This window comes from Chromobacterium sp. FG89, from assembly GCF_057808735.1.
In genome coordinates this window covers 168,304-182,391 of record NZ_JBMDIQ010000001.1, presented here as the reverse complement: position 1 = coordinate 182,391, position 14,088 = coordinate 168,304, and the positions used below count along the sequence as shown (strand labels likewise).

General features: G+C 59.4%; 12 protein-coding genes and 1 tRNA gene. 4 read left to right on the top strand and 9 right to left on the bottom strand.

Annotation, left to right across the window (positions count from 1 at the left end):
- Nucleotides 1–32: 32 nt before the first annotated feature.
- Both pilB and ACODRW_RS00795 read right to left on the bottom strand, forming a co-directional pair.
- On the bottom strand, nt 33–1,739 hold the full coding sequence (gene pilB / locus ACODRW_RS00800; RefSeq protein ID WP_107800583.1) for a type IV-A pilus assembly ATPase PilB: 1,707 nt from the start codon (nt 1,737–1,739) through the stop codon (nt 33–35).
- 219 nt (nt 1,740–1,958) lie between these two features.
- On the bottom strand, nt 1,959–3,077 hold the full coding sequence (locus tag ACODRW_RS00795; RefSeq protein WP_488904964.1) for a porin: 1,119 nt from the start codon (nt 3,075–3,077) through the stop codon (nt 1,959–1,961).
- A gap of 349 nt (nt 3,078–3,426) precedes the next feature.
- On the opposite strand from ACODRW_RS00795, the gene ACODRW_RS00790 reads away from it, so the two are divergent.
- Nucleotides 3,427–4,827, top strand: a complete 1,401-nt coding sequence (locus ACODRW_RS00790) for a cryptochrome/photolyase family protein (protein WP_488904963.1) — start codon at nt 3,427–3,429, stop codon at nt 4,825–4,827.
- A 53-nt stretch (nt 4,828–4,880) separates the two neighbouring features.
- On the opposite strand, the gene ACODRW_RS00785 is transcribed toward ACODRW_RS00790, so the two are convergent.
- Complete coding sequence (locus ACODRW_RS00785; protein ID WP_107800586.1) at nt 4,881–5,261, bottom strand: ComEA family DNA-binding protein; 381 nt, start codon at nt 5,259–5,261, stop codon at nt 4,881–4,883.
- Nucleotides 5,262–5,294: 33 nt separating this feature from the next.
- A complete protein-coding gene (locus tag ACODRW_RS00780; protein ID WP_107800587.1) occupies nt 5,295–6,116 on the bottom strand; it encodes a cytochrome C assembly family protein in 822 nt (273 codons plus the stop codon).
- Between the two features lie 108 nt (nt 6,117–6,224).
- Here ACODRW_RS00780 and ffh point away from each other — a divergent pair, with 108 nt between their 5' ends.
- From ffh to purB, 3 genes are all read left to right on the top strand, one after another.
- Nucleotides 6,225–7,580 carry a signal recognition particle protein gene (ffh, locus tag ACODRW_RS00775; protein ID WP_488904962.1) on the top strand — a complete coding sequence of 452 codons (1,356 nt, stop codon included), beginning with the start codon at nt 6,225–6,227 and terminating at the stop codon, nt 7,578–7,580.
- A gap of 49 nt (nt 7,581–7,629) precedes the next feature.
- On the top strand, nt 7,630–8,526 hold the full coding sequence (locus ACODRW_RS00770; protein WP_486635853.1) for an ATP-grasp domain-containing protein: 897 nt from the start codon (nt 7,630–7,632) through the stop codon (nt 8,524–8,526).
- 65 nt (nt 8,527–8,591) lie between these two features.
- The gene (gene purB, locus ACODRW_RS00765; protein WP_107800590.1) at nt 8,592–9,962 is read left to right on the top strand and encodes an adenylosuccinate lyase; all 1,371 of its coding nucleotides are present in this window, start codon (nt 8,592–8,594) and stop codon (nt 9,960–9,962) included.
- A gap of 131 nt (nt 9,963–10,093) precedes the next feature.
- Here purB and ACODRW_RS00760 read toward each other — a convergent pair.
- The 5 genes from ACODRW_RS00760 to ACODRW_RS00740 all read right to left on the bottom strand — a co-directional run bounded on the left by ACODRW_RS00760 (nt 10,094) and on the right by ACODRW_RS00740 (nt 14,087).
- A tRNA-Met gene (locus tag ACODRW_RS00760) sits at nt 10,094–10,170 on the bottom strand.
- 64 nt (nt 10,171–10,234) lie between these two features.
- Entirely contained in the window at nt 10,235–11,056 is an 822-nt protein-coding gene (locus tag ACODRW_RS00755; protein WP_107800591.1) for an undecaprenyl-diphosphate phosphatase, read from the bottom strand.
- Between the two features lie 83 nt (nt 11,057–11,139).
- Nucleotides 11,140–11,751 (bottom strand): thiol:disulfide interchange protein DsbA/DsbL, encoded by a 612-nt coding sequence (locus tag ACODRW_RS00750; RefSeq protein WP_107800592.1) that lies wholly within the window; start codon nt 11,749–11,751, stop codon nt 11,140–11,142.
- A 27-nt stretch (nt 11,752–11,778) separates the two neighbouring features.
- Nucleotides 11,779–12,429 carry an SPOR domain-containing protein gene (locus ACODRW_RS00745; RefSeq protein WP_488904961.1) on the bottom strand — a complete coding sequence of 217 codons (651 nt, stop codon included), beginning with the start codon at nt 12,427–12,429 and terminating at the stop codon, nt 11,779–11,781.
- Nucleotides 12,430–12,578: 149 nt separating this feature from the next.
- A complete protein-coding gene (locus tag ACODRW_RS00740; protein WP_488904960.1) occupies nt 12,579–14,087 on the bottom strand; it encodes a YifB family Mg chelatase-like AAA ATPase in 1,509 nt (502 codons plus the stop codon).
- Between the last annotated feature and the right edge of the window lies 1 nt (nt 14,088).

Genomic DNA, 14,088 nt, shown 5'->3' with positions numbered 1-14,088 from the left:
TTCCGGCGACAGCCGGAGGCGCGAAACCGCTTTTATTCGTTGGTCACCGCCTCGATCTCGGTCAACGAGGTCAAGCCCGCCTTGACCTTCAGCAGGCCGGCGTGGCGCAAATCCACCATGCCCTCCTTGCGCGCCAGATCAGCGATATCGATGGCGGTGCCGTTCTGCATGATCAAACGCGTCATCGCGTCGGTGATGGGCATCACTTCGTAAATGCCGGTACGGCCGCGGTAGCCGGTATTGCGGCACTCCTCGCAGCCCACCGGCGCATAGGGCTTCCAGCTGCCGTCCAACTCCTCTTTCTTGAAACCCGCCCGCAACAGCGCCTCTTCGGGAATGTCCGCCGGCTTCTTGCAATGCGCGCACAAACGGCGCGCCAGGCGCTGCGCCATGATCAGCAGCACCGAGCTGGCGATATTGAACGGCGCCACCCCCATGTTCAGCATCCGGGTCAAAGTCGCCGGCGCGTTATTGGTATGCAGGGTGGAGAACACCATGTGACCGGTCTGCGCCGCCTTGATCGCGATGTCCGCCGTTTCGAAGTCCCGGATCTCGCCCACCATGATCACGTCCGGATCCTGGCGCAGAAAAGCCTTCAGGGCCGAGGCGAAGGTCAGCCCGGCGCGCTCGTTGACGTTGACCTGATTGATGCCCGGCAGGTTGATTTCCACCGGGTCCTCGGCCGTGGCGATATTGATGTCCGGCTTGTTCAGCAAATTAAGACAGGTATACAGCGACACCGTTTTACCGCTGCCGGTGGGGCCGGTCACCAGCACCATGCCGTAGGGACGCCCAATCGCGTCCAGCAACAAACGTTTCTGCTCCGGCTCGAAGCCGAGCTGCTCGATATCCAGATTCGCCGCCGACGAGTCCAGGATACGCATCACAATCTTTTCGCCGTACAAAGTGGGCAAGGTGCTGACCCGGAAATCGATCGCCCGCGCCTTGGAAATGACCAGCTTCATCCGGCCATCCTGCGGCACCCGCTTTTCCGAAATATCCAGCTTGGAAATCACCTTGATCCGGGAAGCGATCTTTTCCTTCAACACCAAGGGCGGCTGCGAGATCTCCTTCAACACCCCATCCACCCGGTAACGGATGCGGTAGAACTTCTCATAGGGTTCGAAATGGATATCGGACGCGCCGCCATTGATCGCGTCCAGCAACACCTTGTGGATGAATTTGACCACCGGCGCGTCGTCGACGTCCGGCTGCGCGCCGGTATCCGCCGGCGCGTCCGGATCGGCGAATTCGAGATCGCCAAAATCCTCGTTTTCCAGGGCCTTGATCGCGGCGGTGGCGTCCTCGCCGTACTTGCCGAGCATCTTGCCCAGCTTGTCGTCCTCCACCACCACCACTTCCACCGTCATCCCGGTCTTGAAGGTGATGGCGTGATAGGCCGAGGTTTGAGTCGGGTCCGAGGTGCCGACATACAGCTTGTTGCCGCGCTTGAGCAGGGGCAGCAAGCGCCGGCTGGCGATCAGCTCGTCATCCACCACGCCCTTGGGCAACTGATCGAGATCGATGGCCGACATGTCCAATAAGGGATAGCCAAAGGTCTTGGACGCGAACATCGCGACATCCTGCGCCGTCATCTTCTTGCTCTGAATCAGCTGCTCAACAAAGCTGATATGCGATGCCTGAGACTGACGCAGAATGGCGTCCGCATCCTGCTGCAACAGCATATTGTTTTGCACCAAGGCCCGACCCAAGCCGGAAATGCCAGCCGAAGCTTCCATACGCTTGCAACTCACCAGTAAACAGATTTGAGGACACCGCGCGACGCTCCCGTGCCAGAGCCCGCCGCCTTCAAGACAGCCGCACTACCGTTACAACATTATATGCAAAATGCGGATGCTGCTTTGACTTAAATCCCGGCGTGGCTGGATAGGTCCGGCTTAGCGCCAAAACAAAAAGGACTGCCGAAGCAGTCCTTTCAAGGTGGTACTCAGGTGCGCTTAGAAGCGGTGCACCAGACCCAGGCCGAAGGAGTTTTCCTTGTCCAGAGTACCGTCTTTCCACTTCACATGACCGTAGGAAGTGTAAACCTCGGTACGCTTGGACAAAGCGTAGTCCAGAGCCAAGACAAACTGATCGTAGCCGGACTTGTCGATGGTATTGCCGTTCAAGCTGGCGTCATACCCTTTGACATAGGAGAAGTACGGAGTGAAGGCGCCAAAAGTGTAACCAAGAGTCAAAGCGAGTTCTTTGGTTTTCAGCTTAGCCCCATCAATCTGAGCTTGGGTCGCGCCAGTTGCCAATGCCGCAGTGTTATAACTGGAACTCAGCGACCCGTTATAGAAGGTGCCGAAACCATAACCCTGAATCTGCTGATAGCCCAAAGCGGCGTAGAGGTTGTTGGCCATATAACCGGCCTCAAGACGGTGCCAGTCTTTGGCGCTAGCAAGCTTGCTGGCATCGTTCCAGTTCTGGTAGTTGTACTTACCGAAGAAACCGGAGTTTTCGTAGCTCAGACCCAGGTTCCAGGTCTGGTTATTGGTAGTGGAGCCGCTAACAACCTTGCGGGTTTCATCGGTGCCGTACAACAAGGCAAAGCTGAAACCATTCCAGTTCGGGCTATCATAACGGACCGCGTTAGTCACACGATCATCCAGACGGGTAAACATCCCCAAGCCGCCAACGCTCTGGTTGCTATAGTAACCAGGGTCAACCTGCTCCATCATATCGTTGGCGTAATTGGACAGTTTGCCCAAGCGAATCTTACCCCAGCTGTCGCCGGCCAGACCGATGAAACTGTCACGAGTAGCAAAGCCATCAGAGCTCGGCTCGTTAGCAGTGCCTTTAGTGCCGTCGATGTGCACGCGGCTTTCCACCTGCCAGATCGCCTTCAGGCCATTGCCCAGATCTTCGTTGCCCTTGAAACCGATGCGCGAAGTCCAGTCATTGATCTCGGAGCCGCCTTGCAGCTTGCCGTTGGCATCAAGGTTGATCGTGGAGCTGTAAGATTTGTTGTACTCGTAACCACCACGGATTTCACCGTAAACGGTAACGTCGGCCATTGCGGCGGCGGCCGGCATCAGGGCGGCGATTGCAAGAGCGATATGCGTCTTGTTCATTGCAGTTCCTTTCAAGTCAGTTGATATTGTCCTGTTGATTTCGCTAGTTCTAAGGCCAGAGAACCCGGACATTTATGTGTCGCCGATATGCTTCGGTGATCGCTAGGCTCAATATAAGACCGACGTTGCGAAAAAACAAAAACAGCATGCACTTCCAACAAAAAAGCACTCAAAAAAACAACACATGCATCACAAACCCTTGTTTTACATGAACACCAGACTGAAGCGCCACCAGCCATGAGATGCAATTACGCAACACAAGCAGCAACTTAGTGCAAAAAAGCAACAAACCACAAAGCATAAAATGGACCATCCACTGTCAGACAATCAAACCATGACGAGCTTACCCATGAGCAAGGTTTCGCTTTACTGGCTCAGGCGCGACTTGCGCCTGGAAGACAACCACGCTTTGCAGCAAGCGCTGGCCTCGGGCCGCCCGGTGCAGTGCGTCTTTGTTTTCGACAGCAATATTCTCGACACGCTCTCCCCCGCCGACAGACGCATCGGCTTCATCTGGCAATCCTTGCAGGAAGTTCAGACGTCCCTGCGCGCAGCGGGCGGGGAGCTATGGTGTGCGACAGGGCCAGCGCAAGACATCATCCCGAGGCTGGCGGCGCAGCTAGACGCCGAGGCCGTTTACGTGAACGAGGATTACGAGCCCTATGCGCGCCAGCGAGACCAGATGGTTGCCCAGACTCTGGCAACAATGGGCAAGAGCTTGCTCTCATACAAGGACCAGGTCATTTTCGCCAGGGACGAGCTGCTCACCTCCAGCGGCAAACCCTTCACCGTGTTTACCCCCTACTGCAATGCCTGGCTCAAAAGACTGAGCCCACAGCACAGCCAATCGCTGACCATGCCTTCGCTGGCGGGCCGCTTGCGCCCGCCAGCGGGCACGCCGGCTATGCCCGACCTGGCGGAATTGGGCTTCGCCCAGGCAGAACCCTGCTTGCTGCCCCCTGGTGCCTCCGGCGCCCAAGAGCGGTTCGCCGATTTCTGTCAGCAACGCATCCAACGCTACCATCAACAAAGGGACTACCCCGGCGTAAAGGGCGTGTCCTATCTGTCCACCCATTTGCGCTTCGGCACCATCTCGATTCGCCAACTGGTGCAATTCGCCAGTTTCGACGGCGGAGAGGGCGCGATGTGCTGGCTGAAGGAGTTGATCTGGCGAGAGTTTTATCAGCAGCTGCTATGGCACTTCCCCAATATCGCCGCTCACAGCTTCAAGCCGCAATACCGAGACCTTCCCTTTCCCAACCGCCGGGACTGGCTGGAAAGCTGGCAAAAAGGACTAAGTGGTTATCCATTGATTGATGCGGCCATGCGACAACTGAACCAAACCGGCTATATGCACAACCGGCTGCGCATGATCGCCGCCAGTTTTCTGGTCAAGGATTTGCTGATTGACTGGCGTCTGGGCGAACGCTATTTCGCGGAGAAGCTGCTGGACTTCGATCTGGCCTCGAACAACGGCGGCTGGCAATGGGCGGCCTCCACCGGCTGCGACGCGCAACCCTATTTCCGCATCTTCAACCCGGTGACGCAATCGCAGAAATTCGATCCGGACGGCCGCTTCATCCGTCGCTACGTGCCGGAGTTGGCCGCGCTCAGCGATCAGGCGATCCACGCCCCCTGGCAGGCCAAGGCGCTGCCGGAAGGCTTCGTGCTGGGCCGGGACTATCCACGCCCCATCGTCGACCACGCCGAGCAAAGGCAATTGGCGCTGGCTCTGTTCGGCAAGCAATGAAAAACGCCCGCATCCGCGGGCGTTGTTTCCAGCAAACCATTGACGGGTAAACGTCAGGGCTTTTTCTTGGCCGCCGGTTTGGAGGCTTCTTTCTTGACGCCGGCCACCGGTTTGGCCGCAGCGGCGGCGGGCTTGGCGGCGGCGGCGGGTTTGGCCGCGGCTTTCGGCGCGGCGCTGGAAGCGCCGCTGACCGCGATCTCGCTGCGCAGTTTTTCCAAGGTCTTGTCGCCAATCCCGCTGACGTTTTTCAGATCGTCAACGCTCTTGAACGGTCCGTTCTTGGCGCGATAATCCACAATGGCCTTGGCCTTGACTGGGCCGATTCCGTTCAGCGCCTCCAGCTCCTGCTGGTTGGCGGTATTAATGTTGACGGCGGCGAAAGCGGTGCCGCAAATCAGCATCAGGGCGGCAAACAGGGCTAACAATTTTTTCATCATTGATCTCCTTGTGAGACAGAACTGGCAACCTCAACCGCGTTGCAGGATCAATTCTATGACGACCTTGCTGCCAATGTAAGCTAGCGCCAAGGACAGGAAGCCGGCCAAAGTCCAGCGAATCGCCACCCGGCCGCGCCAGCCTTGCAACTTGCGGCCGATCAACAGGCCGCCGAACAATAGCCAGGACAACACGGCGAAGATGGTCTTGTGCGTCAGCGCCGCGGCATGTCCCAACACTTCTTCGGAAAACACCACGCCGGTCAACAAGGAAACCGTCAGCAGCAAGAAGCCGACGCCTATCACCTGGAACATCATTTTTTCCAGGGACAGCAAGGGTGGCAATTGCTTGACCAGCGGAGAGGCCCGTTTATCGTGCAGGGCTTTCTCCAAAAACAGCATCAGAATGGCGATCAGCGCGCCGATGGCGAACAGGCTGTAAGCAAACAGGGAGACCAGGATATGCAGCACAAAAGCCGGATTGCTCAGGTCTTGAACCACGTGCTGGCCGGGGAACAGCAGGGCGAAACCCAGCGCGGCCATCGCCAGCGGCATCATGAACAGCTGCAGGCCTTCCACGCGATAGAAGAAGCTGCAAGTCCAATAAATCAGCAGCATGATCCACACCATCACCGACAGCGCGCGGCCAACCCCCAGGGACAGCAAAGCGCCCTGAGTCAGCGGCAACAACACCGCAATCGCCTGCAGCAGCAGCAGCACGCCCAATAGGCTGTGTTCCAGCCGCGGCTTGCGCGGCCAGCACGCCAGGCCGCGCCAGTTGGCGAAGTAGTGCCAGCTGAAAACCCCGTAAGAGAGGATCAGCGCAATAGAAAGTACGAGCAGGAAACGAGTCATGTCGGGTGTTTTATCAAAACCGGGCGCAGCCCCGGCGGCTCGTGGTAAAATCGATAGTTTGAGAGTCTACACCAACCGGCAAGCCGTTGGCAGAAGTAAGGACGCACCATGCTAGACAACCTGACCAGCCGCCTGTCCGGCGTGATGAAAAATCTGCGCGGCAATGCGCGCTTGACCGAGGCCAATATCCAGGACGCGATGCGCGAAGTGCGCATGGCCCTGCTGGAGGCCGACGTCGCCCTGCCCGTGGTCAAAACCTTTATCGCCCAGGTCAAGGAGCGCGCGCTCGGCCAGGACGTGGCCGGCAGCCTGACGCCGGGCCAAACTCTGGTGGGCGTGGTCAATGAGGAATTGACCAAATTGATGGGCGAGAAGAACGACGCCCTCAATCTGGCCGCCGTGCCACCCGCCATCGTGCTGATGGCCGGTCTGCAGGGCGCCGGCAAAACCACCACGGTCGGCAAGCTCGCCAAGCTGTTGAAAGAGACCCAGAAGAAAAAAGTGCTGGTCGTCTCCGCCGACGTTTACCGCCCCGCCGCCATCGAGCAGTTGAAACTGCTGGCCCAGCAGGTCGGCGTCGAATGGTTCCCGTCCTCCGGCGACCAGAATCCGGTCGATATCGCCCGCGCCGCGGTGGATCACGCCAAGCGCCACTTCTTCGATGTGCTGATGGTGGATACCGCCGGCCGTCTGGCCATCGACGAGGCGATGATGGCCGAGATCAAGGCGCTGCACGCGACGCTGAATCCGGTGGAGACCTTGTTTGTCGTCGACGCGATGCAGGGCCAGGATGCGGTCAACACCGCCCAGGCTTTCAATGAAGCGCTGCCGCTGACCGGCGTCATCCTCACCAAGATGGACGGCGACTCGCGCGGCGGCGCCGCGCTGTCGGTCCGCCACATCACCGGCAAGCCGATCAAATTCATCGGTGTCGGCGAAAAAGTGTCCGGCCTGGAACCCTTCCACCCGGACCGGATCGCCAGCCGGATTTTGGGCATGGGCGATGTGCTGTCGCTGATCGAGGAAGTGCAAAAAGGCATCGATCAGGACGAAGCCGCCGCCATGGCCAAGAAGTTGAAGTCCGGCAAGGGCTTCGACCTTGAAGACTTCAAGGCCCAGATGCAGCAGATGAAGAAAATGGGCGGCATGAGCAATCTGCTGGAGAAAATGCCGGGGCAACTGGGCCAGATGGCCAAGGGCGTGCAGGGCGCGGAGGCGGAGAAAGCCATGCGCCGCATCGAAGGCATCATCAACTCGATGACGCCGCAAGAGCGCCATAAGCCGGAATTGCTCAAGGCCAGCCGCAAACGACGCATCGCCGCCGGCGCCGGCGTGACGGTGCAGGAGGTCAACAAGCTGCTGAACCAGTTCGAACAGACTCAGAAAATGATGAAGCAGTTCTCCTCCAAGGGAGGCATGATGAAAATGCTTCGCGGCATGAAGGGCATGATGCCCGGCATGTAAGCTGAAACGGGTGCCTAGCACCCGTTTTTCTTGATGTAAAAGGATTTCGATGTCGCTCGATGTTGCCGTTCTGACCGATTCGCGCCTGCTGCCGCCTGACGACGGTGACTGGTACCGCCGCCAGGTTCATCATGAAGACGGCCTGGTGCTGGCGGCGCTGCAGCGCCAGGGCTTGCGCGTCCGCCGCCTGGCCTGGGACGATCCGGACATGGACTGGGCCGACTCGGCTTGCGCACTGTTCCGCACCACTTGGGATTACTTCGAGCGCCTGCCCGCGTTTTCCGACTGGCTGGCGCGCGCGGCCGCTCAAACCCGCCTCTTCAACGAGATTGAGCTGATTCGCTGGAATCTGGACAAACACTACCTGTCCGAGCTGCAACAAAACGCTGTTCATACGGTGGACACGCGCTACATTGAGAAAGGCGCGCCGCAAACGCTGCGCCAGTTACTGGAAGAGCGGAACTGGGACGACGCCATCTTGAAACCGGCCGTCTCCGGAGCCGCCCGGCACACTTATCGCGTCGCCCCGACAAACGCGGAATCGCTGGAATGCGTATACGCCGAGCTGATCCAGCAGGAGACCATGCTGCTGCAGCCCATGCAACACAATGTGCTGAGCCAGGGAGAATTGTCCCTGATCGTCATCGACGGCCGCTTCAGCCACGCCATCCGCAAAACGCCGAAGTCCGGCGACTTCCGCGTGCAAGACGATCACGGCGGCCAGGTCCACCCGCATCAGGCCGACGCGCAAGAGATCGCTTTCGCCGAAGCCGCCGTGCGGGCGGTCCCTTTCGACGTGCTGTACGCGCGCGTCGACATGATTCGCGACAACCATGACCGCCTGGCGGTCATGGAGCTGGAAATGATTGAACCGGAGCTGTTTTTCCGCTTCCGACCGCAAGCCGCGGAGGAGTTGGCCGCGGCGCTCGCGCGCCGTCTGCGCTGAGCAATGAGCGATTTTGTACCGCAACCCGCCAGAACACCGGCAACCCACGTTTGGAACTACCCAGCATGAACCTGACCACGCTGACCGCCCTAAGCCCCCTGGATGGCCGCTACGCCGGCCAAGTCGAGGCCTTGCGCAATCTGTTTTCCGAGTACGGCCTGATGAAGTTCCGCATCAAAGTGGAGCTGGAATGGCTGAAGATGCTGGCCGCCGAGCCGGGCATCGAGGAAGTGCCTTCCTTCTCGGAGGCCACCATCCGTGAAATCGACGACGTGATCGCCAACTTCAACGTGCAACACGGCGAAGAAGTCAAAGCCATCGAGGCGCGCACCAATCACGACGTGAAAGCCATCGAATACTGGCTGAAGGAACGCCTGTCCGGCAATCCGGAAGTGATGGCGGCCAGCGAGTTCATCCACTTCGCCTGCACCTCCGAAGACATCAACAATCTGTCACACGCGCTGATGCTGAAAACCGCGCGCAACACCGTGGTGCTGCCCGCGATCGACGAAGTCATCCACAAGCTGCAAAAACTGGCCCACGAACTGGCCGACACCGCGATGATGTGCCGCACCCATGGCCAGCCTGCGACCCCGTCCACGATGGGCAAGGAGTTGGCCAATACGGTCTACCGCCTGAAACGTCAGCGCGAGCAACTGGTTCATCAGGAAATCCTCGGCAAGATCAACGGCGCGGTGGGCAATTACAACGCCCATCTGGTCGCCTACCCCGACATCGACTGGGAAAGCTTCTGCGGCCGCTTCGTCACCGGCCTGGGCCTGACCTTCAACCCCTACACCATTCAGATCGAACCGCACGATTACATGGCCGAGCTGTATCAGGTCCTAGCGCGGGTCAACACCATCCTGATCGACCTGAACCGCGACATCTGGGGCTATATCTCGCTGGGCTATTTCAAGCAAAAAGTGAAGAAAGACGAAGTCGGCAGCTCCACCATGCCGCACAAGGTCAATCCGATCGACTTCGAAAACGCCGAAGGCAATCTGGGCATGGCCAACGCCATCCTGGGCCACTTGGCGGAAAAGCTGCCGGTATCGCGCTGGCAGCGCGACCTGACTGACTCCACTGTGCTGCGCAATATGGGCGTGGGCTTCGGCTACACCATTCTGGGCCTCAAAGCCTGCCTGAAAGGCCTGAACAAGCTGGAAATCAATCCTCAGGCAATCGCATCCGAGCTGGACAATAGCTGGGAGCTGCTGGCGGAGCCGGTGCAAACCGTAATGCGTCGCCATGGCGTGCCCAACCCCTACGAGCAACTGAAAGAGCTGACGCGCGGCAAGGGCGGCATTACCCGTGAAACCCTGCATGCCTTCATCAAGAACCTGGAGTTGCCCGAAGCGGAGAAAGCCCGCCTGCTGGAATTGACCCCGGCCAGCTATATCGGCAAGGCCGCGGAACTGGCCAAGCGCATTTAATCTCGCCTGCGCGAGCAATAAAAAAACCGCCCTCACCCGGCGGTTTTTTTTATTCAACGACCATTTAAAAAAATAGATCGGCGCGAAAAACAAAAAACCCAGCTTTCAAAAGAAAGCTGGGTTTTTGAATTTGGTTGCGGGGGCAGGATTTGAACCTACGACCTTCGGGTTATGAGCCCGACGAGCTACCAGACTGCTCCACCCCGCGTCAGAGAGGTTGCATATTATACAAGCCAGCTTTGACTGTCAAGATATTTCTACCTTGAGCCAGTTCAGGCGCTCCAATTCACCCAGCCCAGCTGCCATGTCGCCAAGATCACCAAGCCAAAGACGATGCGGTACCAGGCGAACGCATTGAAATTATGGCTGGACACATAGCGGATCAAACCACGCACGGCGAAGAAGGCGCTGATGAAGGCCGCGACAAAGCCAACGCCTATCACCGGCACATCGGCGGCGGTGAATTGGTGCCAATGCTTGTACACATCGTAGAAGGTGGCCGCGAACATGGTCGGCACCGCCAGGAAAAAGGAAAACTCGGTGGCGACCTTGCGATCCAGGCCAAACAGCATGCCGCCGATAATGGTGGAGCCCGAACGCGACGTGCCGGGCACCATGGCAAACACTTGGGCACACCCCACTTTCAAGGCGTCCTGCCAGCTCATTGCGTCCACGCTGCTCACCCGCGGCACGCGCTGTTTGCGCTCAACCAGCAGAATGATGACGCCGCCCACCACCAGGGCCAGCGCCACCGTCACCGGATTGAACAAATAGTGCTTGATCGCCTTGATCGCGAAAAAACCGATGACCGCCGCCGGCAGGAAAGCCACCAGCAAATTACTGATGAAGCGCAGCGACTGGGCCTCCCGCCGCAAAGCCCCCTGCGCCACGCCCAGAAAGCGCTGCCGATACTCCCAAACCACCGCCAGGATCGCGCCCAGCTGTATCACCACCTCGAACACGTCGGCATTGTTCTGAAAGTCGATCAGATCCCCGACCACGATCAAGTGCCCGGTGCTGGAAATCGGGAAAAACTCCGTCACCCCTTCGACAATGCCCAGCAATAAAGCCTTGGCCAACAGCATCACATCCATGTCCACCCATCCCCCATCAAGGATTAATACGCACAAAAGGCAGCCCCAGGGCTGCCTTCTTCACCAAGCGTCTTGCTCGATTCTTATTTTTTCTCGGCTCGGGCTTTGGCCACCAACTCGTTGATCACCTGCACCATGCGCTCCGGCGCCACCGGCGTCACCACGTACTTGCCGTTGACGATCACCGTCGGGGTGCCCTGGATCGCGTAATCGCGGGTCATCTTGGCCGCCTTGGCCACCTGCGCGTTCACGCCGAAGGATTTGTACGCCTGCATCACCTTGGCGGCGTCAACGCCCTTCTGCTGCTTCAGCCAGTTGGCGAACACGCCCTCGTCCGACAGGTTGACGCGCGACTTCACCACGGCCTCGAAAGCCGGGCGATGCAGTTTGTCGTAAGTGCCGGAGGTCTTGAAGGCGGAGAACATGCGCACAAAGCCTTCCATCGACTTCTGCCACACGATCTGTTCTTTGGAGAAGGCCACGTCGGCGGGCTTGCTCTTCTCCCAGGCGCTCATCGCCGGCTCAAGTTCCAGGCAGTGAATGCAATGGTAGGAGAAGAACTCGATCACCTCGACTTTTTTCGGATCCGCCACCGGCTGCGGCGTCGCCAGCATGGTGTAATCCTTGCCCAGCTCAATCGCCGCGTTTGCCAGGCCGCTGAACAGCATCAACGAAAGCAATAACCACTTTTTCATTATCGATTTCCTAAATAGAGGAAGAGTTTATTCCGCCTTGACGACCGTTGCGCCAATGCCGTCCTGCTTCAACTGAGCCTTCACCCGATCCACCTCGTCCTGGCGGTTGTACGGCCCCACCCTGACGCGATGCACCAGCCCCTTTTCCGGCACAGTCACCGACTGGATTTTGGCTTCCACGCCCAACAAGGCCAGCTTGGCCTTGAGGTTGTCCGCCTCGTCCTGATTCTGGAAGGATCCCAGCTGCAAGTAGACCTTTTTGGCCGGCTGCTGCGCAGAAGGTTCCGTCGCTTTGCCGTTCTTGCCGGGCACCGCATCCACCTGTCCTGGCAGGATCTTATAGAAATCAAAGCGTTGCTCGTCCTTGCCGGCTTCCTTGGCCGCCGGCGCGGCCGGGGCCGGCTTGGCCGGGGTTTCCGTCGGCATCGGCGGCGGAGCGGAAGGCGGCTCCTGAGCCGGCTTGACCGCCGGCACCGGAGCGGCGGCGGTTTCCGAGGCGGCGTCGGCAATACGGGTGCCCGGCGCCAGCAGTTCCGTCGGCGGCGCGGAAGCGCCGGCCGCCTTGCGATCCAACTTCTCCAAGTTGCTGAACGGCGTAGAGGACTTATTCAGATACATGGCGAGGCCGACCGCGACGGCAATGCCGACGATCAGACCGATGACGATGCCCGCCACCATGCCGCCGCCTCCGCTTTTGGAGCTGGATGAGCGACCGCGGGAACCACGGGAGGAATTTTTTAAATCTCGATTTGCCATGCAGCACTTACGCTTTTAACTAATCAAATAGTTCAACAAACTATCTGGATTGATCAATTCTTTATTTATTGTTAGCCATTAGGCATTGCGGCGCGTCGTAATTGAATCGCCTGCAACACATGCTCCCGCATGACCATTGCCTGACCCTGTAAATCGGCAATGGTTCTGGAAACTCGAAGTATCCGATGATAACTGCGCGCAGACAAGCCGATCTTGTCCAAAACTTGCCGCAATAATGCCAGCGCCTCGGCGTGAAAATCGCCAATCGCCTCCAATTCGGCCCCGCTCAAGCCGGCATTCGCCTTGCCCTGCCGGGCCAATTGCAGACGATACGCCGTCTCCACCCGTTCGCGCACCAAGGCGCTGGACTCGCCGGCGGCCCCGCCCACCAACTGCTCCGCCGGCAAGGACTGCACTTCAACGTGCAAATCGATGCGATCCAATAAGGGACCGGAGATTTTACCTCGATAGCGCCCCACTTGCTCGGGCGTGCAGCTGCATTTTCCGCTGAAATGTCCAAGATAACCACACGGACAGGGATTCATGGCCGCAATCAGCTGGAAGCGCGCGGGAAAACTGGCTTGGCGCGCGGCGCGCGAGATGTGGATCACCCCGGCCTCCAGAGGCTCGCGCAGCACTTCCAGCACCTTGCGATCGAACTCGGGCAATTCGTCCAGAAACAAGACGCCGTGATGCGCCAGGCTGATTTCTCCCGGCCGCGGATCGCTGCCGCCGCCCACCAGCGCCACCGCGGACGCGGTATGGTGCGGTGAGCGGAACGGCCTTACGCCCCAATCGTCCAGCACGAAGCCGTCGGTCCCCAAGGAGCGCACGGCGGCGCTTTCCAGCGCCTCTTCGTCCGGCATGCCGGGCAAGATGCCGGGCAGACGCGCGGCCAACATGGATTTGCCGGTGCCGGGCGGCCCCATCATCAAAAGACTATGCCGTCCGGCCGCGGCCACTTCCAACGCGTGGCGCGCCAGCGGCTGGCCTTTGATGTCTTGTAGATCGGGGTAGTCCGGGGCCGAACGAGGCAAACCGCCTTCTGGTCGATACGGTTCCAGTTCGGAGAGGCCGTTGAGAAAGGCGCAGGCTTCCACCAGAGTGCTCACGCCGTACAAGGGCATGCCTTCCAGCACTGCGGCCTCCTTGGCGCTGGCTATCGGCAAGATGAAGGCCCGCCCCGCTTCCCGCGTCCGGCACGCCATCGCCAAGGCGCCGCGGACCGGCCGCAAGGCCCCGGTCAAAGCCAGTTCTCCCGCGATCTCATACTCCGCCAAACGGGGGCAACGCACCTGTCCGCTGGCCGCCAGAATGCCGATGGCGATGGGCAGATCGAAACGGCCGGAGTCCTTGGGCAGATCGGCCGGAGCCAGGTTGACGGTGATGCGTCGGGCCGGGAACTCAAAACCCGAGGTCAGAATCGCCGCGCGCACACGCTCCCGGCTTTCCTTCACCTCAAGGTCAGGCAGGCCGACAATGGTGAATGCGGGCAAACCGTTGGCCAGATGCACTTCCACCGCGACCTCGGGCGCTTCCAACCCTGCCAGCGCCCGGCTTGCCACCACGGCCAGCGTCATA

What these genes read in the sequence shown, in the direction of transcription:
- ACODRW_RS00785 (WP_107800586.1), bottom strand. Translation starts at nt 5,261, where the DNA reads ATGAAAAAATTGTTAGCCCTGTTTGCCGCCCTGATGCTGATTTGCGGC.
- ACODRW_RS00795 (WP_488904964.1), bottom strand. Translation starts at nt 3,077, where the DNA reads ATGAACAAGACGCATATCGCTCTTGCAATCGCCGCCCTGATGCCGGCC.
- purB (WP_107800590.1), top strand. Translation starts at nt 8,592, where the DNA reads ATGAACCTGACCACGCTGACCGCCCTAAGCCCCCTGGATGGCCGCTAC.
- pilB (WP_107800583.1), bottom strand. Translation starts at nt 1,739, where the DNA reads ATGGAAGCTTCGGCTGGCATTTCCGGCTTGGGTCGGGCCTTGGTGCAA.
- ffh (WP_488904962.1), top strand. Translation starts at nt 6,225, where the DNA reads ATGCTAGACAACCTGACCAGCCGCCTGTCCGGCGTGATGAAAAATCTG.
- ACODRW_RS00750 (WP_107800592.1), bottom strand. Translation starts at nt 11,751, where the DNA reads ATGAAAAAGTGGTTATTGCTTTCGTTGATGCTGTTCAGCGGCCTGGCA.
- ACODRW_RS00740 (WP_488904960.1), bottom strand. Translation starts at nt 14,087, where the DNA reads ATGACGCTGGCCGTGGTGGCAAGCCGGGCGCTGGCAGGGTTGGAAGCG.
- ACODRW_RS00780 (WP_107800587.1), bottom strand. Translation starts at nt 6,116, where the DNA reads ATGACTCGTTTCCTGCTCGTACTTTCTATTGCGCTGATCCTCTCTTAC.
- ACODRW_RS00790 (WP_488904963.1), top strand. Translation starts at nt 3,427, where the DNA reads ATGAGCAAGGTTTCGCTTTACTGGCTCAGGCGCGACTTGCGCCTGGAA.
- ACODRW_RS00745 (WP_488904961.1), bottom strand. Translation starts at nt 12,429, where the DNA reads ATGGTGGCGGGCATCGTCATCGGTCTGATCGTCGGCATTGCCGTCGCG.
- ACODRW_RS00770 (WP_486635853.1), top strand. Translation starts at nt 7,630, where the DNA reads ATGTCGCTCGATGTTGCCGTTCTGACCGATTCGCGCCTGCTGCCGCCT.
- ACODRW_RS00755 (WP_107800591.1), bottom strand. Translation starts at nt 11,056, where the DNA reads ATGGATGTGATGCTGTTGGCCAAGGCTTTATTGCTGGGCATTGTCGAA.